22 protein-coding genes and 1 pseudogene are annotated in these 24,606 nt (G+C 61.4%); 20 read left to right on the forward strand and 3 right to left on the reverse strand.

Annotation, left to right across the window (positions count from 1 at the left end; translation table 11 throughout):
- Positions 1-41 precede the first annotated feature (41 nt).
- Positions 42-815 carry an alpha/beta hydrolase gene (locus tag VM621_RS01260; protein WP_325467174.1) on the reverse strand — a complete coding sequence of 258 codons (774 nt, stop codon included), beginning with the start codon at positions 813-815 and terminating at the stop codon, positions 42-44.
- Between the two features lie 227 nt (positions 816-1,042).
- Between VM621_RS01260 and VM621_RS01265 the strand changes: the two genes are divergently transcribed.
- From VM621_RS01265 to tehA, 8 genes and pseudogenes are all read left to right on the forward strand, one after another.
- Positions 1,043-2,107 carry a PA0069 family radical SAM protein gene (locus VM621_RS01265; protein WP_325467175.1) on the forward strand — a complete coding sequence of 355 codons (1,065 nt, stop codon included), beginning with the start codon at positions 1,043-1,045 and terminating at the stop codon, positions 2,105-2,107.
- 323 nt (positions 2,108-2,430) lie between these two features.
- Complete coding sequence (locus tag VM621_RS01270; RefSeq protein WP_325467176.1) at positions 2,431-3,405, forward strand: RHS repeat-associated core domain-containing protein; 975 nt, start codon at positions 2,431-2,433, stop codon at positions 3,403-3,405.
- Between the two features lie 55 nt (positions 3,406-3,460).
- Complete coding sequence (locus tag VM621_RS01275; protein ID WP_325467177.1) at positions 3,461-3,853, forward strand: tetratricopeptide repeat protein; 393 nt, start codon at positions 3,461-3,463, stop codon at positions 3,851-3,853.
- A 114-nt stretch (positions 3,854-3,967) separates the two neighbouring features.
- Complete coding sequence (locus VM621_RS01280) at positions 3,968-9,457, forward strand: hypothetical protein (RefSeq protein WP_325467178.1); 5,490 nt, start codon at positions 3,968-3,970, stop codon at positions 9,455-9,457.
- Between the two features lie 75 nt (positions 9,458-9,532).
- A complete protein-coding gene (locus VM621_RS01285) occupies positions 9,533-10,555 on the forward strand; it encodes an RHS repeat-associated core domain-containing protein (RefSeq protein ID WP_325467179.1) in 1,023 nt (340 codons plus the stop codon).
- Complete coding sequence (locus tag VM621_RS01290; RefSeq protein ID WP_325467180.1) at positions 10,552-10,911, forward strand: hypothetical protein; 360 nt, start codon at positions 10,552-10,554, stop codon at positions 10,909-10,911. Before VM621_RS01285 ends, VM621_RS01290 begins: the two co-directional genes overlap by 4 nt.
- 397 nt (positions 10,912-11,308) lie before the next feature.
- A pseudogene (locus VM621_RS19555) lies at positions 11,309-11,496 on the forward strand (radical SAM protein); the annotation flags it as partial.
- A 349-nt stretch (positions 11,497-11,845) separates the two neighbouring features.
- Positions 11,846-12,814 carry a dicarboxylate transporter/tellurite-resistance protein TehA gene (gene tehA, locus VM621_RS01300; protein WP_325467182.1) on the forward strand — a complete coding sequence of 323 codons (969 nt, stop codon included), beginning with the start codon at positions 11,846-11,848 and terminating at the stop codon, positions 12,812-12,814.
- A gap of 16 nt (positions 12,815-12,830) precedes the next feature.
- On the opposite strand, the gene VM621_RS01305 is transcribed toward tehA, so the two are convergent.
- Complete coding sequence (locus tag VM621_RS01305) at positions 12,831-13,883, reverse strand: GlxA family transcriptional regulator (RefSeq protein WP_325467183.1); 1,053 nt, start codon at positions 13,881-13,883, stop codon at positions 12,831-12,833.
- A 74-nt stretch (positions 13,884-13,957) separates the two neighbouring features.
- On the opposite strand from VM621_RS01305, the gene VM621_RS01310 reads away from it, so the two are divergent.
- From VM621_RS01310 to VM621_RS01360, 11 genes are all read left to right on the forward strand, one after another.
- The gene (locus VM621_RS01310) at positions 13,958-14,344 is read left to right on the forward strand and encodes an SDR family NAD(P)-dependent oxidoreductase (RefSeq protein WP_325467184.1); all 387 of its coding nucleotides are present in this window, start codon (positions 13,958-13,960) and stop codon (positions 14,342-14,344) included.
- A 32-nt stretch (positions 14,345-14,376) separates the two neighbouring features.
- Positions 14,377-15,384, forward strand: a complete 1,008-nt coding sequence (locus VM621_RS01315; RefSeq protein ID WP_325467185.1) for a zinc-binding alcohol dehydrogenase family protein — start codon at positions 14,377-14,379, stop codon at positions 15,382-15,384.
- The gene (locus VM621_RS01320; RefSeq protein WP_325467186.1) at positions 15,384-16,184 is read left to right on the forward strand and encodes an AraC family transcriptional regulator; all 801 of its coding nucleotides are present in this window, start codon (positions 15,384-15,386) and stop codon (positions 16,182-16,184) included. The genes VM621_RS01315 and VM621_RS01320 overlap by 1 nt, the downstream gene beginning before the upstream one ends.
- 129 nt (positions 16,185-16,313) lie before the next feature.
- Positions 16,314-17,033 (forward strand): hypothetical protein, encoded by a 720-nt coding sequence (locus tag VM621_RS01325; protein WP_325467187.1) that lies wholly within the window; start codon positions 16,314-16,316, stop codon positions 17,031-17,033.
- Positions 16,996-18,078, forward strand: coding sequence for an alcohol dehydrogenase catalytic domain-containing protein (locus VM621_RS01330; RefSeq protein ID WP_325467188.1), 1,083 nt, complete (start codon positions 16,996-16,998; stop codon positions 18,076-18,078). The genes VM621_RS01325 and VM621_RS01330 overlap by 38 nt, the downstream gene beginning before the upstream one ends.
- The gene (locus VM621_RS01335; RefSeq protein ID WP_325467189.1) at positions 18,075-18,794 is read left to right on the forward strand and encodes a hypothetical protein; all 720 of its coding nucleotides are present in this window, start codon (positions 18,075-18,077) and stop codon (positions 18,792-18,794) included. The genes VM621_RS01330 and VM621_RS01335 overlap by 4 nt, the downstream gene beginning before the upstream one ends.
- Positions 18,795-18,834: 40 nt before the next feature.
- Positions 18,835-19,686, forward strand: coding sequence for an alpha/beta hydrolase (locus VM621_RS01340; protein WP_325467190.1), 852 nt, complete (start codon positions 18,835-18,837; stop codon positions 19,684-19,686).
- Between the two features lie 244 nt (positions 19,687-19,930).
- On the forward strand, positions 19,931-20,539 hold the full coding sequence (locus tag VM621_RS01345) for a TetR/AcrR family transcriptional regulator (protein WP_325467191.1): 609 nt from the start codon (positions 19,931-19,933) through the stop codon (positions 20,537-20,539).
- A 101-nt stretch (positions 20,540-20,640) separates the two neighbouring features.
- Complete coding sequence (locus tag VM621_RS01350) at positions 20,641-21,321, forward strand: type 1 glutamine amidotransferase domain-containing protein (RefSeq protein WP_325467192.1); 681 nt, start codon at positions 20,641-20,643, stop codon at positions 21,319-21,321.
- A gap of 115 nt (positions 21,322-21,436) precedes the next feature.
- Positions 21,437-22,171, forward strand: a complete 735-nt coding sequence (locus VM621_RS01355; RefSeq protein WP_325467193.1) for an SDR family oxidoreductase — start codon at positions 21,437-21,439, stop codon at positions 22,169-22,171.
- Between the two features lie 70 nt (positions 22,172-22,241).
- On the forward strand, positions 22,242-22,529 hold the full coding sequence (locus VM621_RS01360) for a DUF1330 domain-containing protein (protein ID WP_325467194.1): 288 nt from the start codon (positions 22,242-22,244) through the stop codon (positions 22,527-22,529).
- A gap of 117 nt (positions 22,530-22,646) precedes the next feature.
- Here the strand turns inward: VM621_RS01360 and VM621_RS01365 are convergent, their stop codons facing one another.
- Complete coding sequence (locus VM621_RS01365; protein ID WP_325467195.1) at positions 22,647-23,519, reverse strand: LysR family transcriptional regulator; 873 nt, start codon at positions 23,517-23,519, stop codon at positions 22,647-22,649.
- Positions 23,520-23,650: 131 nt separating this feature from the next.
- On the opposite strand from VM621_RS01365, the gene VM621_RS01370 reads away from it, so the two are divergent.
- Complete coding sequence (locus VM621_RS01370) at positions 23,651-24,265, forward strand: DUF1579 family protein (protein WP_325467196.1); 615 nt, start codon at positions 23,651-23,653, stop codon at positions 24,263-24,265.
- Positions 24,266-24,606: the final 341 nt, after the last annotated feature.

Consider the following 24,606-nt stretch of genomic DNA (forward strand, 5'->3'; position numbering starts at 1 on the left):
ACGCGCCCGAGGACACGGCGAGCCATCGCCGAGGTGGTCGATTACTCACCCGCTGCAGCAGCTTCGATCAGCTTTGCCACTTCGACCGGGTGAGACACCATCACGACATGTGAGGCACCCTTGATCACGACGGTCTTCTTCGACTTCGCGCGGTCAGCCATCCATGCCATGGCCTTCGGCGGGATGTTCTTGTCCGCGTCGCCGTAGATGTGCCACGACGGCACGTGCGTCCAGGCCGGCGTGGTTTCCGCTTCGTTCAACGCCGTGTCGGTGATCGGGCGCTGACCGGCGGCCATCGCTGCGGCATCCTTTGCCGGGACGTCAGCGGCGAACTGTGCGCGGAACTTGTCCCGTTGGATGTACAGATCGTTGCCGCCGGTAGCGAGCGGTACCGGCGGTGCGAGCGTCGGTCCAAGCGTGCTGCCAGGAAACTTGGCAGACAGGCCGGCAGTGGTTTCGCCGGCGGCCGGGGACAAGGCGGCAACGAACACCAGGCCCTTGACGTTGTCACGGCCCTCGGCGGCTTCGCTGATGACCGGACCACCGTACGAGTGGCCGACGAGAATGACCGGCGTCTTGATGCTGTCCACCAGTGCGGCGACTTCGGCGGCATCCGTCTTCACGCTGCGCAATTCGTTCGGCGCGGCGACCACGGTGTAGCCATCCTTGTGCAACTGGCCGATGACGCCATTCCAGCTGGACGAATCGGCAAAGGCGCCGTGGACGAGAACGATGGTGGGCTTGTCGGCGGCGAAGGCGGCCGGGCTGATGGCGATGGCCGCGAACAAGGCGGTGCGGATCAGGGAACGGATCATGGTGGAGCTCCTTGGTTGGGGGGCGAAGATGCCGCGGATCGACCACTCGACCGCCGGTGCCTGCGCCTGCCCAAGTAAACCGGGCGAGCTGGCGTTTCATTTCAATAGTGCACGCTGAAATATCGCGCGATTTAGTTTCTGTTAGGGTGCAAGCCGTTGCGTGTCGGCGAATCGCCCCGTTTGAGACTAGCTTGTCGTACATTTGTACAATGTCCTCGCCACTCCCCATGACCCGTTTGCACAAAGGCCGCGGCGCCGCCTCGAACCCCGAGGGTCGGTTCGAATCCACGCGGTTCCAGGCCGAGGACGACGGCTGGCACCGGGACGACGACGAAAGCCGGCCGGCCACGGAAGTCCGCGAGGAGCTGGCGCGCAGCGTCATCAGCCGCAACGACTCCCCGGATGTCGGCTTCGACCAGGCGACCAATCCCTACCGTGGCTGCGAGCACGGGTGCATCTACTGCTACGCCCGTCCATCGCACGGCTACCTCAACCTCTCCGCCGGGCTGGATTTCGAGACCAAGCTCTTCGCCAAGACCAACCTGGAGGAAGTGCTCCGCGGCGAGTTGGCGAAGCGCAGCTATGTGTGCAAGCCGATCAACATCGGCAGCAACACCGACCCGTACCAGCCGATCGAAAAGAAGTGGCGACTGACGCGTGCCGCCCTGGCGCTGCTCAACGAGTGCAACCACCCGTGCACCATCGTGACGAAGAACGCGATGATCGAACGCGACCTGGACATCCTGGTGCCGATGGCCGAGCGGAACCTCGTGCATGTCTTCGTTTCGATCAATTCGCTGGACAACAAGCTGGCGTCGAAGCTGGAGCCGCGAGCGAGTGCGCCGCATCGGCGGATGAAGGCGGTGGAGACGCTGAGTAAGGCCGGTGTGCCTGTTGGTGTTCTTGTTGCGCCGATCATTCCGGCGCTCAACGAGAAGGACGTCGAGGCGATCATCGAACAGGCTGGCGCCGCTGGTGCGCGTTCGATCGGCTATACGTGCGTGCGTTTACCGCACGAACTCAAGCAGCTGTTTCGCGAGTGGCTCGAGCTGCATTACCCGGATCGCGCGGCGCACATTATCAGCCTGATTCAGCAGATGAATGGCGGGAAGGACTACGACTCGAACTTTGCGACGCGCATGCGCGGGCAGGGGGTGTTTGCGGACATCATTCGGAAGCGGGTGCAGGTGGCGACGCGGAAGGCGGGGTTGGATCGGGCTTGGGATACGGTGTTGGATACGTCGCGGTTCGTGCCGCCGAGGGTCGCTTCGCCGCAGGGGGAGCTGTTCTGACCAGACAAGGGTCCGCCGAATCGCCGAGTCGTAGAACCTGCCTCGATCTGGAATTTGGCTCTACCCTAATTCCGATATTCCGATATGAAAGGGTAGGAAGGCACCCCCAAGTCAGCAATCCGAGCTTGACCAAGAAAGCTTGGTCGCAAAAACTTGCGACTTGACTAAGCTAATTCTTACGATCGATGATCAAACGCGATAGCAGGTGATCCATCGCTGGGCGAGAACAGGGGCAGTTTGAACGCATGCAGTAGACATTCGCGGGCCGAAGCCTGCGAATGCATGGCAGCGTGGGCATTTCAATCTTGAACAGGGAAGACTTCATGGCGGCTAACGCGAGCTTAGTCAGGGTGCGGCGAAAGATCCGTCGAATATTTATGGACAGAGCCCGAGTAGCGCTACTGGCGACGCTGATCGCATCCTTCGTTGGTGGCGCGTCGGCACAAACGAAAACCACCACCTACGTATTCAGTGACCCACAAGGAACGCCGCTCGCTGAGGCCGACGCTAGTGGCGCAATCATTGCGACGTACGACTACGCGCCTTATGGTCGAAGCGTCATGGGATCTGCCCATAACGAGCCTGGTTACACAGGACATGTAGCTGACGATGAAAGCGACATCATCTACATGCAGGCGCGATATTACGATCCTGCTATTGGACGGTTCCTGAGCATCGATCCGGTCCAGCCAAGCGCTGGCGATCTGTTCGTTCATAACCGCTTTGTCTATGCAGAGAACTCACCACTGGTTCATACCGACCCCAGTGGGCGTTGCATCGAGGATGCTTGCATCGGTGAAGCATTCCTTTTGTTCGAGGCGTTCGAGTTCCTTACTGGCACAGCAGCAGTCACGGAAGTTGCAGCGACAGCTGAGGGCGCCGCTGTGTTGACTGCAGGCGGCGCCACCGCGACAGCTGCCACAGCAACAGCAACGACAGCAACAGCCACAATCACGGTCGACGTCGCTACGGGTGCGACCGTCACTGGATCGCCTGCCGTGATGGATATGGCCGCCGCATGCGCGGCTAGCTTCCTCTGCACTGGGGCGGTGACAACATCCACCGTAGCTACTGTCGTCGCCATCAATGAAGCCAATCAGCATCTACCTACGTCGCAGCAACAGGCCGAGCACACCAAAGGTAAGCGCAAGAGCACCGAGGGAAAACATGAAAAAGGCGATTCGAGACGGACAAGGGACCGCGGTGGTGAGAAAGGCGATGACGGCCGACGATACCCGCGCAAGCCACCGCCGGGACACGATGGCCCCTGGCCGCCTAAACCCGAACCCAATAATTAGCGCATATGCGAGTGCCCCAGGGGATGATCCTCGATATAAGCGGGCCTTGGCCGTAATGTACAAGAGCGGCGACCATGAGAAGGCTTATGCGCTGCTGACGGCCGCTGCTGCTGACGGCGATGCGCTCTCAACCTACGCACTCGCCACGTGGCATCTTTTCGGCATTTATGTGCGGAAGAATCTGAAGGAAGGCAATCGACTGCTTCGCATTGCCGCCGACAAGAACGTCGCTGCTGCCTGCTCCGATCTCGGCGTGTCGTACTACAACGGTTGGGGAGTGCGCAGAAGCTATAACTCAGCTGCCAAGTTCTACCTCCGAGCTTTTCTCTTGGGGGATGTAGATGCGGCCCAATGGATAATGCAGTTGTTCTATTGGGAGGGGACGGAGGTATCTCCACGTACCGTTGGACGAGAGTTTGGCCGATTCCAGACTGCTCGTGGCATGTGAGATGCACCTGATCGAGGCTTTAGCCGCCGCGGAACAACCCAAGTAGTACGGCGAAACCAACCACGAATAGACACTTGGCCGGCTTCGTAGAGGCGGCGTACAGGGGACAAGGGAATGACATTGACAGTGCATGACATGGCCCGCGGCCGTGTGCTTTTCGGCGAACGGATTTCGAAGGCCTTTCTGGTCATCGCCTTGGCAATTACAAGCGCTCAATCGGCGCATGCGCAGGCCCAGACCAACGCGCAGCCGGAGGATGAGTACAAGAAACTCATAAAAGTGTCCGAGGACATTCAGCCTCTTGGCGACAATCCTTTCGGCGAACGCATCGGTCTCTACGACGGCAGCCTGTCCTTCCGTCAGGTGGATGTCTCGGTCACCGGCACCGGTCCGACCATTACCGTCGGCCGTGAGTTCGTCCTGCACAACATGGACGATCGTCCCGACTTGCAGAACCGCGCCTTCGGCGATTGGGATATCGATCTCCCAGTCATTACGACGACCACAGCCAACCAGAACAACGTCAAGGGATGGCTCGTCGCATCAACCAACCCCAAGGCCATCTGCAGTAGCTTTCGCGAGCCCCCAAGTGTTGCAGCGCCCGGTGGTGACTCCCAACGTGCGGATTGGGAGCCGGCGTCGTGGTGGACCGGTTATCAGCTACGCATTCCCGGTGAAGGAAGTCAGGAGCTGTTGTCGCGCTCGGCGGAAAACACCGCAACGCCGGGCGTCGGGGGGCTGTCCTATCCGATCGTGACCAAGCAGGATTGGGCAGTGGGGTGCCTTGCCCAAGCGAGCAACGATCCCACAACCGAAGGATTCCTCGCCGTCTCGCCGGACGGCACCAAGTACTGGATGGACCACCTTTCGTACCGCTACATGCCGAACATCACGCGGCCGCTCGATTCTGGGCCGGTGGATTTCATGGCGAGGACGAGCGGTGTCGTGAAGCCTATGGCTCTCGATTCGGACCTGCTCCTCCGCCGTGAGGGCCGCATGCTTGTCACTCGTGTCGAGGATCGCTTCGGTAACTGGGTGACATACTCGTACAGTGGCGATCAGGTGACCGATATCTCAGCTAGTGACGGCAGACACGTCACGGTTGCTTATGAGGCGGGAACGCCGCGGATCACCAGCGTCACCGTGCAGGGAGGCGCGGCGGGAACGCGCACCTGGGCCTACAGCTATACAAAGCAGAGCCTTCTCTACACGCTGACTTCGGTGACACAGCCCGATGGGTCGGCTTGGTCATTCGACCTGGGTACCTTCGGGCTCAATGCCTGGGTGGACATGCAGCTGTCGGCCGGCGATTGCGACGCCATTGGAACGCCGGGTAATTTGGGAACGATGTACACGGGACGGATAACTCATCCGTCAGGGCTGGTCGGAACGTTTAACGTCACGCCGCTCAAACGTGGTCGCTCGCACGTACCGCGCGTCTGCGTTGGCGGAACGTCCCCAAGTCCGTTTGGACCTGGCACGCATGCATCGATCCCCAACGCCTCCTATGGCATGGGCATAACCTCGAAGCAGTTTACGGGGGCAGGCCTGGCGACCCAGACCTGGAGCTACGCCTACTCACCGGCGAACGAGAGCTGGTCAATCAACTGCACAACCGGCTGCGCGAGCACGATCTCGACGGTCGTCACTTATCCCGATCAGCACGCCGAGCGCAGCACCTTCAGCAACGTGTACGACTGGACCGAGAGCCTGCTGCAGTCAGAAGAGGTTTTCGATGGCGCAGTGGACAATACGACTCGCCGGCGCCTCACCCAGTACAGCTATGTAAACCCCGACAGGACCGTGGATGGGCGCGCCGGCGCGTATCCACAGCTATGGGGCTACCCCGAATCGAACCGTGTCAACTGGGCCCAGTACCAGCAGCGTTTTCCGCTGGCGTCGCGAATCGTGACCTCCGAGGGCGATACATACACCTGGAACGCAGTGTCGTACAACGCATTCGCTCAGCCCAAAGAAGTGCAGCGCTATAGCTCGCTCGGCTACGGTGTCACGGAAAGGACAACGCGGCTGGAGGACGATCCTACCTCTGCACCGTCTGCCTTCGCCCGCTGGGTGCTGGGCCTGCCCCTGAAATCAGAGAACCTCACCACGGGGGAAACGGTCAGTAGCAATGTCTACGATCTGAGCAATTTGACGCTTTCCCAGCGCTACAAGTTCGGCAATTCAAGCCCGGAGATGAGCTACACGTTCGACGGCCAGGGCCAACTGGCAAGCTTTACCGACGGCAACGGACACGCCACCGCCCTTTCCAACTACAAGCGCGGCATCCCACAGTCGATCACCTACCCGGATACGCATACGCAGACGTTGAGCGTGGACGATCTTGGGCAGATTGCCTCTATCACCAATCAGGCTGGTGCCACAACGTCATACAACTACGACGCCATCGGAAGAATCGCCCGGATCAACTACCCGGCCGACGATTCGATTCCATGGAATGCGAAAACGTTCGCCTACGCGTATGTCGGTACCACTGAACGAGGCATCACCGCTGGCCATTGGCGGCGATCAGTGAGCCAGGGTTCGGACGCGCAAGGCTACAAGGTTCAGACGACCTATTTCGATGCCATGTTGCGTCCGGTCATCGCCGACACCTACCGTAACGATGGCGCGCTCTATACGAGCGCGCGTACGGACTATGACTGGAAGGGGCGCAAGACGTTCCAGTCGTACCCCTATGACGGTTCACCGGATCTGTCGGGCATGGATTTCGGCGTGGCGACGCGGTTCGACGCGATGGGCCGCCAGGCACAATCCTGGCAGCACTCGGAGCTAGGCGATCTCTATACGACGACCGAGTACCTCCCAGGTGGCCAGAAGCGCACGACCGACCCGAAGGGCAAGCAGACCTCGACATGGGGGCAGGCGTTCGATCAGCCGTCCTATGACAGCGCGGTTCGTGTCGTTGGGGAGGAGGGTGTCGAGCAGACCATTACCCGCGACGTCTACGGTAACCCCGTGTCCATTACGCAGGGTGGAGGCGGTCAGTCGGTCACCAAGACCATGACATACGACAGCGAGCATCGTCTGTGTCGTACGTGGGAGCCGGAGTCCGGCAGCGAGATCGTGGCTTACGACGGTGCGGACAACCTCGCCTGGAGTACCTCGGGCGCATCGTATAACGGCGCGGGTTGCGGCCAGGATCAGGTGTCGGATGCGGCGAAGACGACGCGTGGCTACGACGCGATGAACCGCGTCACATCGATCATCTACCCGATGGGTACGCGCCCGAGCACGTTCTCATACGATGCATTGGGAAACCTGGCCGGCTCGACGAGCGGCACGTCGATCGACGACACGGTGACGTGGACGTTCGGCCGGAGCAAGTTGGGTGTGCTCACGGCGGAAGTGCTCGCCGTACAGGGCTGGAGCTGGGCCCTTGGCTATGGATACGACGGCAACGGCGCCTTGAGCACCGTGCGCTATCCCAACAACGACATTGTGCATTACAACCCCGACGTACTGGGTCGCCCGACATCGGTTGAGGGTTATGCGACGGGAATCACCTATTCTCCGGACGGGGATGTCAAGTCGTACAGCCTTGGCAATGGCGCGGCCTATTCGGCTGAGAAGAACGCCCGTAACCTTCTACGTAACTTCACGTATGCCAGGGGTGGGAACCTCAACATCAGCGAAGACTTCGTGTATGACGCGAACGGCAACGTCGGCCAGATCACGGATATCGCAGGTAACAACCAGCGCACCAAGGTGATGACGTACGACGGATTGAATCGTCTTGCATCAGCCACTGCAAGCAACCTTTGGGGCACCGAGAGCTACACCTACGACACGCTCAACAATATCCGTAGCCTCACCAACAGCAGTGGTACGAACACCTATAACTACGACGGTGCGAATCTTCTAGCATCGATAAGTAACGGTGCCGCACAAATTCATGCGTTCCAATACGACGCACGAGGAAATACCGTCATCAGGGATGGCCAGGGACTGACCTTCGACCAGGCGAATCGTCTCACCGCCATCCCCGGTAAGGGTGCGTACCTTTATGACGCGGCGGGCCGCCGAGTCGAGAAGACGACGCCGTCGGCAACGACATACTACGCGTACAACGCTGCCGGCCAGCTGATGTTCGAATACGACGCAGCGACCACGAATGGCACGAACTATATCTATCTCGGCAAGAAGCTCATCGCGAGCAGCAAGGCATCAAACTCGGTCGTGATCGGCGCAATTGATGGCTTCACCGACGGTGCAAGCGCGTCACTCAGTGGATGGACCTGCTCGACAGGGTTGCCCACCTCGCTCGACGTCCACCTCTACGCGGGCGGGCCGGCGGGAACGGGCACGTCCGTGGGCGTGTACCACGCTAACGTGGCCAGCGAAGCGGCTCTCCAAACGGCATGCCACGCCAGCGGCACCGCGTATCGCTTCAGCATTGCCTTTGCCGAAGCGGATCGTATCGCGTTCGTCGGGCAGTCGCTTTACGTCAACGGCATGTCTATCACCGGTGGTGCCGATACCCAGTTGACCGGCTCGGGAACGTACAACATGCCGGCGTCAGTTCGGGCACCGGTTCCCCCCGCGTCGGCAAGCGCGGCATTGTCGGGAGACCTTGCGACCATCACGGTGGGCTGGACGGCGACGACCAATACCACGAGTTACAAGCTCGAGCAGCAATACAACGGCAGCTCCACATGGACATCGGCCTACACTGGCACGGCCACGAACAAGGCAATCAGCAACCCGGCCGACGGCACATATACATTCCGCGCACGAGGTTGCAACGCCATCGGCTGCGGGGATCCAACGCCCACGAACACGGTTACGGTCGCGCATATCCCGCCTGCGCCGTCTAGCATCACCGTCCCGCCGACGTCCACGGGCGCCGTGCCCGTCAGCTGGCCAGCGTCCGCCTATGCAACGGTCTACCGTCTTGAGCACACGAGCAATGGCGCCTGGACTGAGGTGTATGCCGGGGCAGCCACGTCGGCGACCCTCAACGAGGGCGCATCTGGCGGGTGGTACTACCGCGTTCGCGCCTGCAACGCCAATGGCTGCAGTGGGTATACGACAAGCGGGGCGGTATCCGTGCTCCTACCCCCAACGACACCTCCAACACTCAATGGCGGCGGCACGAGCAACAACGGCGCGTATGGCCTGAACTGGTCAGCCTCGCCGGGGGCGACGGTCTACAACCTGTTGGAGAACGTGAACGGTACTGGCTGGACGGCGGTCCAGTACTCCGCGTCTCAGTCGTGGTCCACCGCGGGAAAGGCCGACGGCACGTACTACTACCTCGTCCAGGGTTGCAACGGTTCGGGCTGTACCAACTGGAGCAATCAGGTCGCGGTCACGGTTGCGAACATTCCGCCGCCGCCCCCGCGACCGACGACGACCATCCACGTGATCAACACAGTCAAGCGTACGGTGAAGGTCGACTGGGTCGCGCAGTCCTACGCGACGCGGTACGAACTGATGGAGAACAACGTGCTGGTCTATAGCGGAACGGCGTTGACCTACAGCAGCTTGCAAGCGGCAGGGACTCAGCTTATCTACATCGTTCGAGCCTGCAACACTGTTGGTTGTTCCGCCTGGAGCGCTGCAGCGTCAGCGAATCCCTGAAGCGTCGGTCCTCGCTCCGTTAGCCACCACGACGGAGCGTGTGGCCTGAGCCGATATTCGATGGGCAATAAGAGAATGCAAGAGAAAAGCATCACTTCCGGAGAAGGCCGAGCGCGCAGAAACGTCTGCTCGCCATACGCGGCCTTCATCCTGATTTTTCTTCTGAGTGCCAAGGCTCACGCAGGAACGCAAGTAACTTACTTCTACACCGATATGCAAGGTAGCATCCTGGCGACGGCGGATATCGCCGGCAATGTCATCAGCTCGGACGACTATCGTCCTTTCGGGGAGTCGGTATTGGGTTGGGATTTCGGTGGCGTCGGCTTTGCCGGGCACGTCCGGGATGACGACGTTGCCTTGATCTATATGCAGCAGCGGTACTACGACGCTTCAATCGGACGATTCCTGTCCGTCGACCCTATCAGTACAGGCGATGCGGGGCTCTACACCTATGCGTCATTGAATCCATTTCGATTCATCGACCCCGACGGTCGTGACTCGGAGGACAGCTCGGAAAAATGCGACGTCGAGTGCAAACGGGCGCGTGAACAGGAGCGTCACGATCATAACAACGAGCCATATCATGGTGGCGGACTGGCGAATGCTAACTCGCAGGGCGGTACGACGATGACGATAGGCGGCGTTACCGTCGCCAACGTCCGAAGCGTTGCAAAGGACGGACTAATCATCATAAACGGGATGGGCCCCGGTGCAAAACTGTACGTACTGCCCGACGGGCGTAGCTTCTACGCGCCGGAGTTCGCGGACTTCGCGGTTGTACTCGCAACCGGACGTGCGAATGGCAAGAACCCATTCGCGACCAACGGGGCGGTTGGTCATTATGGAAAGTTTGATTTTCAACGAGTTGATGCGGGGGTGATGGGTAGATACTTTCTACCGTCATATACCGATGCGTCTAACTTTGCTGTGGGCGTCTACATGAATGGGGCGGGTTATTCTTTGCGTGACACAATGCGCATCGGTGGCGGCTTCTCAATCATCAGGTCATCCAACGCGGGCTCGACGTCGCAGTCCCAGTGGTGGGCCGAGGGTTGGAATTCCGCGGCGTCTGGCCATCTACCCTCGGGATATCCATGACTAAGAAACGAAGCATCCGTGCCGTGTGGTGGTTCCTCCTCGCCAATCTAGTCGGATTCATCATCGCTATCGTCCTTGCGTCGCTGGGCTGGGCTCCGCGGGGCGAAGAAGTACTCCCCCCTGGGGCCGGCGATGCGATCATCACGACCTTCTATCTGGTCCCTTTGATGGCCGTCATGCTTGTTTTCAACTCGGCCTGGTTGACCGGCCTATTGATTGCAGTAGCTCGAAAAGGCGGGCGCGCGCTCCGCATCGATCTGATCATCTTCTTTCTTGTCGTCGCGGTTTGGGGGATAGCGATTGCTTATGACCACTCGCGGCAGTACACGGGGGCAGCCATGGCGTTTTCCAAGTAAGTTAGTACCCGGTTGATCAGGGGAATATGTTCGGCGAATGAAACTGAAGCCTGATTATGAAATTTTCACATTTAAGCGTCTTCCGTTGTTTGGAGAGGATGACGTTGGTGGTTCCCCTCGGGCGAGGCCTTGGGCGATCATCGCCCTGTGCCTCACAGTAACCTTGGGGTGGCTCTTTATCATCTTGTTCCAGGTCTGATCGCGAGGCGCCGTAGGGGGCAAGCCGCGCTGCGGTTTCGTGTGTGTTCTAAGTAGTCGTCGGCCGCATGTTTTCGCCGGGCGGCCCCGCTCGAAGGCTGATTGCGCGCGTGAATGAATCACGCGAACGGGCCCGCTGGCTACTTCAAGCAGCACGACCTAAAAACTGAACACTTTCTAGATCGTCATAAAGTGCTGGTGCATCTACTGCTACGCCCGTACATCGCAAGGCTACCCCAACCTCTCCGCTGGACTGGATTTCGAGACCAAGCTCTTCGCAAAGACCACCCTGGAGGAAGTGCTCCGCGGCGAGTTGGCGAAGCGCAGCTACGTGTGCAAGCCGATCAACATGGCAGCAACACCGACCCGTACCAGCCGATCGAAAGAAGTGGCGACTGACGCGCGCCGCCCTGGCGAGCAGATGAATGGTGGGAAGGACTACGACTCGAACTTTGCGACGCGCATGCGCGGTCAGGGGGTGCTTGCGGACATTATCCGCAAGCGGGTGCAGGTGGCGACGCGGAAGGCGGGATTGGATCGGGCTTGGGATACGGTGTTGGATACGTCGCGGTTCGTGCCGCCGAGGGTCGCTTCGCCGCAGGGGGAGCTGTTCTAGCGAACAACGGATGTGGGACATCGTCACCTGCTGATCCCTTTGGTTTCTGACCTGAAGGATTTCCAATACGCGGGGACCATACACCGCGACATTGACAACGGTTTCCGCATTGGATGTGTCATGGCCTCGCTGCGCCCGATCCCCGCTTCGTTCTTCGGCATGGTCCTCGGCCTTGTGGGGCTCGGCAGCAACTGGCGCATCGCCAGTCACCTGTGGGGACTGCCTCCCGAGATTGGTGAGGGCATCATGGTGGTCGCCTTCGTTGTCTGGCTCGCGGTGAGCGTTTCCTACACATTCAAATGGATCGCCCACCGCGACGCGGCGATCGAGGAGGCGAGCCATCCGGTGCAGTGTTGCTTCATCGGGCTTGCACCCGCAACCACAGCACTGATGGCGGTGGTGCTCGCGCCGCACGCGCATCTACTCGCCCTGGTTGCATTGATCGTCGGAGGGGCCGGTCATGTACTTTTCAGCGTCTGGCGTGTGGGCGGCATGCTCAAGGGCGGTCGTGAGGTGACCACGGTGACGCCCGTTATCTACCTGCCTTCGGTCGCGGGCAACTTCATCACCGCCATCGCGGCCGGGACACTTGGCCTTCCTTCGTGGGGAGTGTTGTTCTTCGGCGCTGGACTGTTCGCGTGGCTCGGCCTCGAGTCCGTCATTGTCAACCGGCTGTTCCACGCCCAGCCCCTGCCGACAGCGCTTCGTCCCACGCTTGGCATACAGCTGGCTCCTCCCGTCGTCGCCGTCGCCGCATGGCTGGCGAACACCCAAGGCGTTCCGGAGATGCTGGCCCAGGCAACCTGGGGCTACGGCATGTTGCAACTGTTGGTGCTGCTGCGCCTGATGCCGTGGATAGCCGAGCAGCCATTTGCACCGAGTTACTGGGCCTTTACTTTCGGCCTGACAGCGCTTTCGGGGACCGCCATGACAATGACCTCCCGTGGCGTTGTCGGCGCAATCCCGCAGCTTGGCCTGCCGCTCTTCGTCATGACGAATCTGGCTCTTGCCACCGTGATGATCGGCACGCTGATCCGCGCGGCGCAGGGCACACTCCTGCCGCCGGTCGACAGCGGAGCGGCACGTTAGGGAAAGGCATACGAGCTCAAGTGTCGCGTGAACCAGACTCACGGGGCATGTCTGCGCGAGCGCCCTCGACTTGACGGCCTCGGAGTGGCCGCCGCTCCCGCCGGAGCACCTGGGGGGTGATTCCGTATCCCCGTACGAAGACCTCCCGAAGATGTTTCCTGTCCCGGAACCCTGTTTCGCGCGCGACAATCTCGAGCGAATGACGCCCGCGCTCGATCATGTTGCGGGCTTCCTCGAGTCTCATCTGCTCTATGGCTTTGCGTGGGGAGCGCCCCGTCTCAAGCTGGAAAATCCGACTGAACTGACGGGGACTGAGGTGCACGGTCTGCGCGAGCTCGTCGACCGTCAGGGGTTGAGAAAGATTCCTTCGGGCGTAGTCGAGCGCCGCCTGGATACGCTCTGACTTTGCGCCGAGCCGAAGCACCTCGGAATGCTGCGACTGTCCGCCCGAGCGCCGGTAGTGCATGACCAGAACGTGCGCGACCGAGCTCGCGACCTCGGGCCCAAGGTCCTTCTCAACCATGGCCAGCGAGAGATCCATGGCCGCGGTGAGCCCGGCCGATGTCCAGATCGAGCCGTCGACGATGAAGATCCGATCTTCCTCAACCTGCGCGCCCGGATAACGCTTACGCAATTGATTTGCAAACGCCCAGTGTGTTGTCACTCGCCGCCCGTCGAGCAAGCCGGCATCGCCGAGGGCAAAGGCGCCAGTGCAGAGTCCCGCCAGGCGCCGGGCGCTACGCGCGACGTGGCCGATGAAGTCCGTTTGTGCCGGCGAATGGTCGATAGACAATGGGTTGACCACGCCGCAGATCATCCACGTGTCGACGACCGCGGCGTCCCGGGCAGGTTCGGTAAGGACCATGGTGCCAAGCGACGACCGCACCTTCCCGCCCGTGAGGGAATAGTCGACCACCTGATAGGCCTGCTCGCGGGCGACGATATTGGCCATCTCGAAAACGGATTGCGTTCCCATCGCCATGACCTGAAAGCCTTCAGGCAGAAAATACCCAATTTTATGCATCACGATTACCTGGGGAATGTCCGAAAAACGGGCGGTCTGTGTCATTGGCGGAACCGGCCCTTGAGTGCAGCATTTGTCCACGGGCACAAGGAATTGCAGTTGCCGCCTACGAGCACGAGATGTCTACGCCATGTCATACAGCGGTGGTGACCGGGGCAGCTTCGGGCCTGGGTATCGCATGCGCCGAACATCTCGCCTTGCAAGGTTACGACCTCATCCTAATCGATGCGGACCGACGTCGCTTGAACGCTTTGGCCGACGATCTGACCACCCGGACCCGCAGATCGGTCGAGGTTTACCAGGCTGATACGAGCTGTCCCGTGGCGATCACGGCGATCGTGAGGAAGATTCAGGAAGACGAGAGCATTTCCTTGCTCGTCAACCTTTCGGATGCCTACGACGCAAGAAATTTCCAGGATGGACAGCTCATATGTCGGGCGGCATCCGACATCCGGCATCGCGGCCGGGACGCTCGGCTCCTTCAGGCGTCCATCGTCGTTTTCTGAACTACACAGCACCCTCTTCCCAGGAGCGAACCATGAAGGCAATCGTCTACGACAAGGCGGGTCTCCCGCTGTCCGACCCCGCTTCTCTCTACGAAGCAAATCTTCCCACGCCCGTTCCGGGCGACAACGACCTCCTGGTCCACATCTCCGCCATCGCCGCCAATCCGGTCGATGCCAAGCTTCGTTCGGCTGTTCAGCCCGCTGGTCCGCGTACCCTCGGCTGGGACGGCGTGGGCACGATCGAGGCAGTAGGAGCCGCCGTGGCGGACTTCAGGATCGGCGACGTTGTCTGGTTTTCAGGCGATATCACACGCCCGGGTACCTATGCGGAATACACGCTCGTGGACCATCGCATCGTCTCACGCGCGCCGATCTCGCTGTCGGCGCCCCAGGCCGCAGCGATGCCTTTGACGACCATCACGGCGTGGGAGTTACTGTTCGATCGGCTGCGCATACCCGAGCAGGGGGGAGAGGGCGAGTCCCTCTTGGTGATCGGCGCAGGCGGCGGTGTCGGTTCGATCCTCGTGCAGCTGGCAGCAAAGCTCACCAGGCTGACCGTCATTGGTACGGCATCGCGCCCCGAAACCCAGGCATGGATTCGCGAGCTCGGTGCGCACGCTGTGGTGGACCACGCGCAGCCGCTGCAGCCGCAACTCGCTGCGCTGGGCCACCCGGTCGTCGACCACGTCATCAGCCTGACGCACACGGAACAGTACTACGGCCAGATCGTCGAGCTCCTCAAGCCCCAGGGGCAGTTCGCTCTCATCGACGATCCAGCGACACTCGACGCGATGCCGCTCAAGCGCAAGTCCATATCACTGCATTGGGAGTTCATGTTCACTCGTTCGATGTACCGAACGATCGATATGAGTAAGCAGCAAGCGCTATTGGCGCGCGTCGCCGCGCTCATCGACGAAGGTGTGCTGAGGACCACGCTTGGCGAGCACATAGGCGTCATCAACGCCGAGAACCTGCGCAGGGCCCATGAGCTTCTCGATAGCCATCGTGCGCGCGGGAAGTTGGTTCTTTCGGGGTTCTGATGACGGGTTGTCTGTCCAAGATGGGGTTCGACGGATTTCGTGTCGATCGCACGTACCCGGCAGCGGACCCTCTGTCCGGTGACACGCTTGAGCGCGCCGCCGGACAGATCAAGCGTCGGAGCGGTATCGTCGACGTCCGCTTCACCGCTCTCGATACCGATTCGCGAACCCCACTTTTCATCGCCTATGCCGAACGGCGCGGCACGCGACCGGACCTCGGTTATGCCATCCACCCAATCGATGAAGAGGTGGCACCGGCCAGCGCGCGGCCGTCCTGCTCGATCGTTTCGAGGCTTTGCTCCTTGCTGTCGCGTATCGCCGCACTGGAGCCCTTCCCCTCTCAGGTGTTTGCCGAGGTCGCACTGGCGCTGCGCGCTGCCCACGGCGCCGCTCACGTCCCAGCATCGGTCAGGGCGCAGCGTGGGCTGACCACAACCATGAATGACCTGGCGATCCGCTTGATGAATGAGCAACTGATCGCGGGGTTCGACACCGGTGCCATCGCCAGCGCCTGCGGACTATCAGCCCGGGATTTCCGCCGGGCATTCCGCTTGACCCATGGGGTGACTCCGATGCAATGGGGAAAATGGCGACGCATTGAGCTCGCCAAGAAGACGCTCGCGGAAACCACGAAATCACTGGCCGAAGTCGCTGCCGTCTGCGGATTCCCTGAGCAGGTGCAGTTCGTTCGAGCCTTCGTAAGTTTTGAGGGGGTGTCGCCACGAGCGTGGCGGAGACGTGTACCCGACCGTGCACCGCTCGACGTCGCACCATTGCATGACTGCACGGCAGCAGTGTGATTGTTCCCCTGGACTCGTAGAAACGGCGCTTAGGTGTCCGGAAACGCGGACGTCTTTGTCCTTTGCCGCCGGACGGTGCGTCGGCACCATGACCGGAAGAAGCCCTTCGAGCACAGGAATCGGTTACATATGAACAGTCTTCTCCAGTTCGCCATGGATGCCGCAGGTGGCATGGAACGCTTCGACAGCTTCAACACGCTGACAGCGAGCCTGCACCATTCGGGGCTCATCTGGCGTCTGAAGCAGCGCGACGGTGTGTTGACCGACAGCAAGGTCACCGTCCAACTCCACGAGCAGCGCGTTTCCCACGGTCCGTTCGCACCCAGTCAGGACCATTCGATCTACACGCCGTCAAGGGTCGAGTTGCGTACGCCGGAAGACGTTCTCGTCGAGGCACTGGATGATCCACGCGCTTCCTTCGAGGGGTTCGAGATGGAAACGCCGTGGACCAATACCCAACTCGCCTATTTCGCGGGTTACACCATGTGGACGTATCTCACCTCGCCCTTCCTGCTTGCGAGGGCAGGAGTGGAGGCTGAGGAAATGTCGCCCTGGACGGTCGATGGCCTTCCGTGGCGCCGTCTGAGGGTCGTGTTTCCCGTAGACATTGGCACCCACAGCACCGTCCAGACGTTCTACTTCGACGTCGACGGCCTCCTGCGTCGCCACGACTACGAGGTCGACATACAGGGACGCAACGCTGCGGCTCGGTACGTCAGCGACTACATCGATGTTCAGGGAATGAAGATGCCGACCCGGTTCCGCATCTATCCACGCACGCCGGACAACGTTGCGCTCCCGGAGCCGCTGATTGTCGGCGTCGATCTCTCGAACTTCCATTTCAGCTGAGGTGCCTCCCATGACGACCTACAAAGCCGCTGTCGCGGTCGCGCCGGGCATCCTCGAGATTCAGCAGCGCCCCGTTCCGACACCGGGCGAGGGCCAGGTACTCATTCGCGTTGAAGCATGCGGTGTCTGCCACTCCGACAGCGCCACGGTCGAGGGTACGGCCGGCATACCATTTCCCCGAGTGCCTGGCCACGAAGTCGTCGGGCGCATTGCGTCGCTCGGCGCCACCGTCGCCGGCTGGAAGGTGGGAGACCGCGTCGGCGTTGGCTTCCTCGCAGGAGAAGACGGGAGCTGTCCGTCCTGTCGAAGAGGCGACTTCGTCACCTGCGACAATCCCGTGATTTCCGGCATGACGATCGACGGCGGCTATGCCGAAGTCATGGTTGCCGAAGCTCGCGGCCTGGTCAGCGTGCCGGAGTCGCTGGACGCAACCGAGGCTGCACCGTTGCTGTGCGCCGGGCTCACGACGTTCAATGCACTACGAAACAGCGGTGCCCGCGCCGGTGACGTCGTGGCCATTCTCGGCCTTGGCGGCCTCGGCCACCTCGCCGTGCAGTTCGCGCGGAAGATGGGCTTTCGTACCGTCGTCATCGCTTGCGGCGGCGACAAGGACGAGCTTGCCAAAGGTCTTGGTGCCCACGACTACATCGACTCGTCGGCCGAGGATGCGGCCACAGCCCTCAAGAAGCTCGGTGGCGCACAAGCCATCATTGCGACGGCTCCGACAGGCAAAGGCATGTCCGAGATCATCGCGGGTCTTGCTCCGCGGGGCACCCTCATGGTCGTTGCAGTAGCCGCGGATCCGGTGTCGGCCGATACGGTCACGTTGGTCTTCGGCGGCCGTCACATCCAGGGCACGCTGACGGGTACGGTCGTCGACAACGAGCGAGCGCTCGCCTTCGCGCAGATGCAGGACATCAAGCCGATGGTCGAGGTCTTTCCACTCGAGCGCGCAGCCGAGGCCTACAAGCTCATGATGAATGCAGAAGTTCGCTTTCGCGCCGTTCTCGTGATGAGCCCGCACGGTAATGGGGTGCGGCCATGAGCGCCCTCGTCGATGACGTCCTTCGGGCACACGGCGGCCTGGAGCGCTGGCGAAGCTTCAGGACGATTCAGGCGACGCTCGCCCAGGGCGGTGCGCTTTGGGGGTTGAAAGGCAAGGCCGGGGTGCTCGACCAAACGTCCGTCACCGTCGCGACAGATCGGCAATGGGCGTCGCACGCCCCCTTTGGTGTCATTGCCGCGCGGTCAGAGTTCACGGGTCGACGCATCGCACTACTGGATCCATCGGGCGCCGTGATCGACGCGTCCGACCATCCCCGCGCCTCGTTCGCAGGTCACACCCTCGAAACGGAGTGGAACGACATCCAACTCGCATTCTTCGCCGGCTGCGCCATGTGGACCTATCTGAACACGCCTTTTGTGCTTGCCTGGGATGGTGTGGTTGCCGAGGATGCCGGCGCGTGGGAGGAAAACGGAGAGACCTGGCGGAAGATCGGCGTCCACTATCCAGACTCGCTCGAAGTCTTCAGCAAGGCGCAGGCGATCTATGTGGGCCCGGACGGCCTGGTGCGCCGTCTTGATTACGACGTGGAGATCGCGGGTAACACGCCCGGCGCGCACTACGTCGACAACTATGCCGACGTTTCAGGTATTCGAATTCCGACCCGTAGACGCATCTTCCCGCGACTTCCTGACGGTACGTCGCTCAGTGAGCCTCTGGTCGTCTCCATCGAGCTCAGTGACATCACCCTTCGCTGACCCACAGTCGCCAATCAACTTCAATTCTGGAGCAATAAGCATGAGTCAGATGACTGCGGCGACGGCCGACAACCTCTATATCGAAGCGAATGGAGTGCGCTATGCCTACCGCCGATTCGGTAAGGCAGGAAGGACGCCGCTGCTTTGCCTGCAGCATTTCACGGGCACGTTGGACAACTGGGATCCGGCGATCGTCGATGCGCACGCTGTGGACCGCGAGGTCATCCTGTTCGAAAACGCTGGCGTGGGCCGTTCGGGAGGTGAGGTATCTTCGACCATCGCGGGTATGGCCGAGCACGTACTGCACTTCCTCGATGCGCTCCGCCTGTCGAAAGTGCATATCCTCGGCTACTCGCTCGGTGGTTTCCTTGCGCAGGAAATTGCAATTGCCCGGCCCGACCTCGTTGGCCGTCTCGTTATATCGGGAAGTGCGCCGGAGGGCGGACCGGGAGCCGGCATGGATCGCCCGGAGCTCATTGCAATCTATACGGACGCAGCAATCTCCCCGTCCGAGAAACTCAAGCGTCTGTTCTTTCCGACGACACCCGTAGCCCTGGAGGCTGCCGACGCATTTCTTTCTCGCCTTGCGTCGCGTGTGGCCGAGGCCGACCTCGCTCCGACTCCGGCCGTTGCCCCGGCTCAGCTCCAGGCGATGATCGAATGGGCGAATTGGAAGGGTGACGTTGCAGCAAAGCTCGCGAAGATACGGCACCCCGTGCTCGTCACGAACGGAATCGATGACGGCATGATTCCGACGGCCAATACGTTCACTCTCGCTGCGCACCTTCCGAACGCAATGCTCATCATCTATCCGAACGCGGGTCATGGCGCTCTTTTCCAGCATCACGTTGAATATGTAAGTCACACACGCGCATTCCTCGCGACCGAGTGACAACAAGGCGCGTCTCCTTGAGAGAAATGGGAAGACGACAGCCTTAGCCTTAGCCTGGGCATCGCACTGTCGTTTCCGTGTCATCCACAACGGGTGGACGAGCAGGACACGCGTGGGCTGCACGTGGTCACGCCCTGGTGCACGCAGGGCGCGACCCGTTATAACCTCCAACCATTCCGGCACTGAACAGCTCGTCGGCACGACACTAGACGACCGGTCTAATTCACCGTACACTCCTTTCCCCATGAGCCCTTCCGCCGCCTTCACCGAATCCTCCGACGTCCGCGACAGGATCCTGGCTACCGGCCAGAGGATCATGGGCGGCAAGGGCTTCTCGGCGGTTGGTCTCAACGAAATCCTGACGGCGGCTGGCGTGCCGAAGGGCTCGTTCTATCACTACTTCGGCTCGAAGGAAGCCTTTGGTGAGGCGCTACTCGAGGACTACTTCGAGGATTACCTGGCCGACATGGACCGGACGCTGCGCCAGGCCGGCGGTCCGATGTCCCGTCGACTCGAGAACTACTTCCAGGCTTGGCAGGACAACCAATCCTTCCATGACTGCCAGGGCAAATGCCTTGCGGTGAAGCTCGGCGCAGAGGTCGCGGACCTGTCCGAAGCCATGCGCACGTCGCTTCAGCGCGGCACCTCGGGAATCATCGAGCAGCTTGCCCAGGCGATTCAGGCCGGCGCGGCCGATGGTTCGCTGCCGGTCGACGACGCGCCGGAAGACGTCGCGCAGAGCCTGTATCAACTCTGGCTGGGCGCGAGCGTCATGGTGAAGATCGTCCGCAACACCGAGCCGTTCGATAAGGCGATGAAGACCACGCGCCACATGCTCGCGCTCTCGCCCTGACGGGCGAGGGTCGCTCAAAGCACGCCACCGAGACGTGCTTATTTTTGTACGTTCCATCTAGACGACTGGTCTACTTCACATCCGCATGCAGGAGAACCACCATGAAAGTCCTCATCGTTCTGACCTCGCACGACGAACTCGGCAACACCGGCCGCAAGACCGGCTTCTGGCTGGAAGAACTGGCCGCGCCGTATTACACGTTCAAGGACGCCGGCGCCGAGATCGTGCTCGCCTCGCCCAAGGGCGGTCAGCCGCCGCTGGATCCGAAGAGCAACGAGCCGTCGTTCCAGACCGACCTTACACGTCGCTTCGAAGCCGACGCCGCCGCGAACGCCCAACTCGCCAACACGGTTCGCCTGGACAGCGTATCGCAGGCCGACTTCGACACCGTGTTCTATCCGGGTGGCCATGGCCCGTTGTGGGACCTCGCCGAAGACAAGCACTCCATCGCGCTTATCGAGTCGTTCATCGAAGCCGGCAAGCCGGTCGCTCTGGTGTGTCACGCGCCGGGCGTACTCCGCCATGTCATGGCGTCGAACGGCAAGCCGTTGGTCGACGGTAAGCAGGTCACGGGTTTCACCAACACCGAGGAAGCAGGCGTCGGTCTCACGGAGATCGTGCCCTTCCTTGTCGAAGACGAACTCAAGGCCAAGGGCGGCCGCTACTCGAAGGGCCCGGACTGGGGTTCGTATGTCGTCACGGACGGCCTGCTGATCACCGGACAGAATCCCGCCTCGTCGTCGGAAGCGGCGGCGGTGCTGATGAAGCAGCTATCTGCCTGAGTCCACGCCGGGTCTTCGCCGCGCCCCCTTTATCTGACCGGAGGGTGTCCCTATGTCGATTGTCAGTGTCCCGGACCTACCGGGACGCCTCGCCATTCTTCGATAGGGACACGCCATGAACGCTACACAGAAAGTCGCCCTCGTTACGGGGGCTACACGCGGCATCGGCCTTGAAACGGTTCGTCAGCTCGCCCAGACCGGGGTGACCACGCTCCTCGCCGGCCGCGACGCAGGTCGCACGAAGGAAGCCGCTGAGAAGCTCAAGGCCGAAGGCCTTCCGGTCGAGCCGATCCTGCTCGAAGTCACCAGCAGCGAGAGCATCGCGAAGGCAGTGGCCGAAGTGAGCTCGCGCTACGGAAAGCTCGACATCCTGGTGAACAACGCCGGCATCGTCGTCGACGACATGAGCAAGGCGCCGTCGGCGCAGACACTGAAAGCCTGGCGCGAGACGTTCGACACCAACCTGTTCGCCGTGGTCGAAGTGACCCAGGCCTTCCTCCCGTTGCTCAAGGCGGCACCGGCGGCACGCATCGTCAATGTGTCGAGCCAACTGGGCTCGATCGCCATGCATGTCGATCCGAATTCCCCGATCTACAACTTCAAGATCCCGGCGTACGACGCGTCGAAATCCGCGATCAACTCGTGGACCGTGCATCTGGCTTATGAGCTGCGCGACACGCCGATCAAGGTCAACGCGATCCATCCCGGTTACGTGCAGACCGATATGAACGGCGGTCAAGGTGAAATCGACGTGCCGACAGGCGCCAAGAGCAGCGTCGGCATGGCGTTGATTGGAGCCGATGGCCCCACGGGAAGCTTCTCCTATCTCGGCAAGACGCTTCCCTGGTAATGCTTTCCCGGCTGGCCGTGCAAGGCGCACGGCCAGCCATCTATCCGAGGTCACACCAGGAAATGCAGCCATGACGACCTATGTCGTATTCACCCGTGAGCGCACCAACGACCCGCAGGAAATGGCGGTCTATGCCGAGAAGGCCCACCATGCGGGCGAAGGTCATCCGCTGACGCCGCTCGCTTTCTACGGCGATATCCAGACCCTGGAAGGCAGTCCCGTCGAGGGAGCGGTGATCCTCAGCTTTCCCACCAAGGACGAAGCCCTCGCCTGGTACGACAGTCCTCTCTACACCGAAGCCAAGGAGCACCGGTTCAAGGGCGCGGATTATCGGGTCTTCATGATCGAAGGCGTCTGAAAGGACGCATCGAAGCGCAGCCAGCTCCTCACGCCGCACGATGATGCGAGATAACAGACCGTGTCGCCGAGGCCTTGCTCACGTTGGTGCGTTGGCCCGATCGCCGGGCGGCGCGCGTCACGCGGCGCCGAACGCCAGCAACGCGGCGTCGACGAAGGTGCGTAGCTTCGTCGTTGGCCGGGCATCGGCGACCGTCAACAAATGCATCGGACGCGCGTGCGTCGCATAGTCCTCGAGAACACGCAGCAGACGTCCCTCGGCCAGCGCGGGTCCGACCAGATCTTCCGAGAGATAGGCGATGCCGAACCCTCCGACCGCGGCAGCAAGAAGCGCGTGCGCGTCGTTCGTACGGAACTGTCCCGATACTGGTGGATCGTAGGTGCGACCATCGCGTTCGAAGCGCCACTCGTCGGCCACGGGACGCGACAAGAACGCATACTGCAGGCAGTCGTGCTTCGTGAGGTCGTTCGGCTCGACGGGACGCCCGCGTGCTTCGAGGTAGGCAGGCGAAGCGCAGGCGACCAGCCTGAAAGGCCGCAACGGTCGTGCCACCAGGGCGGACGACGCGGGCGCGCCGATGCGAAAACCGACGTCGTATCCCTCGTCGACAAGGTCGACGAATCGATCGTTCAGTATCAGATCGATTTCCGCTTCGGGGTATTGACGAAGGTAAGTCGCCACCATCGACGCCAACGCCTGCGCGAAGCTCACCGGAGCGGTCACCCGAAGCCGGCCGATTGGCGCGACGCGCGCCTGTGCGGCCAGCGAGTCTGCCGCGTCCACCTCGGCGAGTACGAGTTTGCAGCGCTCGTAATACATGCGTCCGAAGTCGGTGAGATGTTGGGTTCGGGTGGTGCGCAGGAGGAGCCTCGTCTTCAGCCGGCTCTCCAGCGACAGAATGTGCTTGGACGCCATCTGCGCGGACATGCCCATGACCTCGGCCGCTGCGGTGAAGGAACCGAGGTCCACGGTCTTCACGAAGGTCGCCATGCTCGTTAACCGGTCCATTATCCACCCTTGGTTGAAGAAGACGCGCCAATTAGGTGATTTATCGCTCACCGGCGTCAATCTACAGTGAGTCCGACCGCAATGCTGCGGACCACCTCGATGAAGGAGCCGACATGGCCGGGTACCGAAAGACGCTTGTGCACGTTGGAGCGATAGCCGCCGCGACCCTCTTATTTCCCGCTCACGCGAGCACCCAGCAGGAGCCGGAAGACCTCAATGCCTGGGGTGTCGAAGCAAGAGCGCTCGCTACGCAGGTCGGCGTTTGGGATGTCACCGAAACCGTATGGCCGTCACCGGGCGCCAAGCCCACGGTCACGCACGGCGTCGCGTTGCGCAGGATGATCGGCTCGCTGCTCGAGGAGACCTTGCACGTGTCGGACGACCTCTCGGACAAGACGGTCAGCCGGATCGATTACCTCGGTTTCAATCGGCTAGAGGGCCGCTGGAACTACGTGTCCATGGACACGCGGGTAGCGGCCGTCGGCATCATGACGGCCAACAGCTTCGAACGCGATCCGACCAACCGGATACAAGTGACCTTCCTGCCGTTCGCCATGCCGGGTAGCGCTTCCACGGGAGTGGGTCAGCTCTTGCGTATGGACGAAGTGATCCAGACGGTTTCCGCCGACGAGACCCGTAAAGACCAGCACTTCATCCTGGCCGACGGCACCGCGCGGCAGTGGCTCGCGCACCGCTACGTATACGTCCGTCGCCCGGCGACCGAATAAACAGCGGCGCGCCTCGTGTGGGAGCCGGCTATGCCGGCGATGGGTCAGGCCACGAGCCACCACCGCTGAAGCAACGCCCACTATGTCGTGAGCTCGGCAACGTCCGAAAGTCCTCAGCACGTCGCCTCCTTTGTGTTGGCAGTCGCCGCAGCAAGACACCGTATTTTCCGGCCTGGCATCGTCCTCGCCGAGAGTGAGCTACGTGCCCGTGGCAGCATCCGCGTTTTGGACGAAGCAGGAATGGGCATGATGCCTCGGTGGTCGCGTCTCGGAGCAGGCCTGGGAGGCCTTGGCGCGTTGGTGATCGCTCCGTATCTGGCCGGCGTGTGCATCCTGGTGGT

The organism is Luteibacter sp. (assembly GCF_035539195.1).
In the GTDB taxonomy this organism is placed as follows: Bacteria; Pseudomonadota; Gammaproteobacteria; order Xanthomonadales; family Rhodanobacteraceae; genus Luteibacter.

What these genes read in the sequence shown, in the direction of transcription:
- VM621_RS01260 (WP_325467174.1), bottom strand. Translation starts at nt 815, where the DNA reads ATGATCCGTTCCCTGATCCGCACCGCCTTGTTCGCGGCCATCGCCATC.
- VM621_RS01265 (WP_325467175.1), top strand. Translation starts at nt 1,043, where the DNA reads ATGACCCGTTTGCACAAAGGCCGCGGCGCCGCCTCGAACCCCGAGGGT.
- VM621_RS01270 (WP_325467176.1), top strand. Translation starts at nt 2,431, where the DNA reads ATGGCGGCTAACGCGAGCTTAGTCAGGGTGCGGCGAAAGATCCGTCGA.
- VM621_RS01275 (WP_325467177.1), top strand. Translation starts at nt 3,461, where the DNA reads ATGTACAAGAGCGGCGACCATGAGAAGGCTTATGCGCTGCTGACGGCC.
- VM621_RS01280 (WP_325467178.1), top strand. Translation starts at nt 3,968, where the DNA reads ATGACATTGACAGTGCATGACATGGCCCGCGGCCGTGTGCTTTTCGGC.
- VM621_RS01285 (WP_325467179.1), top strand. Translation starts at nt 9,533, where the DNA reads ATGCAAGAGAAAAGCATCACTTCCGGAGAAGGCCGAGCGCGCAGAAAC.
- VM621_RS01290 (WP_325467180.1), top strand. Translation starts at nt 10,552, where the DNA reads ATGACTAAGAAACGAAGCATCCGTGCCGTGTGGTGGTTCCTCCTCGCC.
- tehA (WP_325467182.1), top strand. Translation starts at nt 11,846, where the DNA reads ATGGCCTCGCTGCGCCCGATCCCCGCTTCGTTCTTCGGCATGGTCCTC.
- VM621_RS01305 (WP_325467183.1), bottom strand. Translation starts at nt 13,883, where the DNA reads ATGACACAGACCGCCCGTTTTTCGGACATTCCCCAGGTAATCGTGATG.
- VM621_RS01310 (WP_325467184.1), top strand. Translation starts at nt 13,958, where the DNA reads ATGTCTACGCCATGTCATACAGCGGTGGTGACCGGGGCAGCTTCGGGC.
- VM621_RS01315 (WP_325467185.1), top strand. Translation starts at nt 14,377, where the DNA reads ATGAAGGCAATCGTCTACGACAAGGCGGGTCTCCCGCTGTCCGACCCC.
- VM621_RS01320 (WP_325467186.1), top strand. Translation starts at nt 15,384, where the DNA reads ATGACGGGTTGTCTGTCCAAGATGGGGTTCGACGGATTTCGTGTCGAT.
- VM621_RS01325 (WP_325467187.1), top strand. Translation starts at nt 16,314, where the DNA reads ATGAACAGTCTTCTCCAGTTCGCCATGGATGCCGCAGGTGGCATGGAA.
- VM621_RS01335 (WP_325467189.1), top strand. Translation starts at nt 18,075, where the DNA reads ATGAGCGCCCTCGTCGATGACGTCCTTCGGGCACACGGCGGCCTGGAG.
- VM621_RS01340 (WP_325467190.1), top strand. Translation starts at nt 18,835, where the DNA reads ATGAGTCAGATGACTGCGGCGACGGCCGACAACCTCTATATCGAAGCG.
- VM621_RS01345 (WP_325467191.1), top strand. Translation starts at nt 19,931, where the DNA reads ATGAGCCCTTCCGCCGCCTTCACCGAATCCTCCGACGTCCGCGACAGG.
- VM621_RS01350 (WP_325467192.1), top strand. Translation starts at nt 20,641, where the DNA reads ATGAAAGTCCTCATCGTTCTGACCTCGCACGACGAACTCGGCAACACC.
- VM621_RS01355 (WP_325467193.1), top strand. Translation starts at nt 21,437, where the DNA reads ATGAACGCTACACAGAAAGTCGCCCTCGTTACGGGGGCTACACGCGGC.
- VM621_RS01360 (WP_325467194.1), top strand. Translation starts at nt 22,242, where the DNA reads ATGACGACCTATGTCGTATTCACCCGTGAGCGCACCAACGACCCGCAG.
- VM621_RS01365 (WP_325467195.1), bottom strand. Translation starts at nt 23,519, where the DNA reads ATGGCGACCTTCGTGAAGACCGTGGACCTCGGTTCCTTCACCGCAGCG.
- VM621_RS01370 (WP_325467196.1), top strand. Translation starts at nt 23,651, where the DNA reads ATGGCCGGGTACCGAAAGACGCTTGTGCACGTTGGAGCGATAGCCGCC.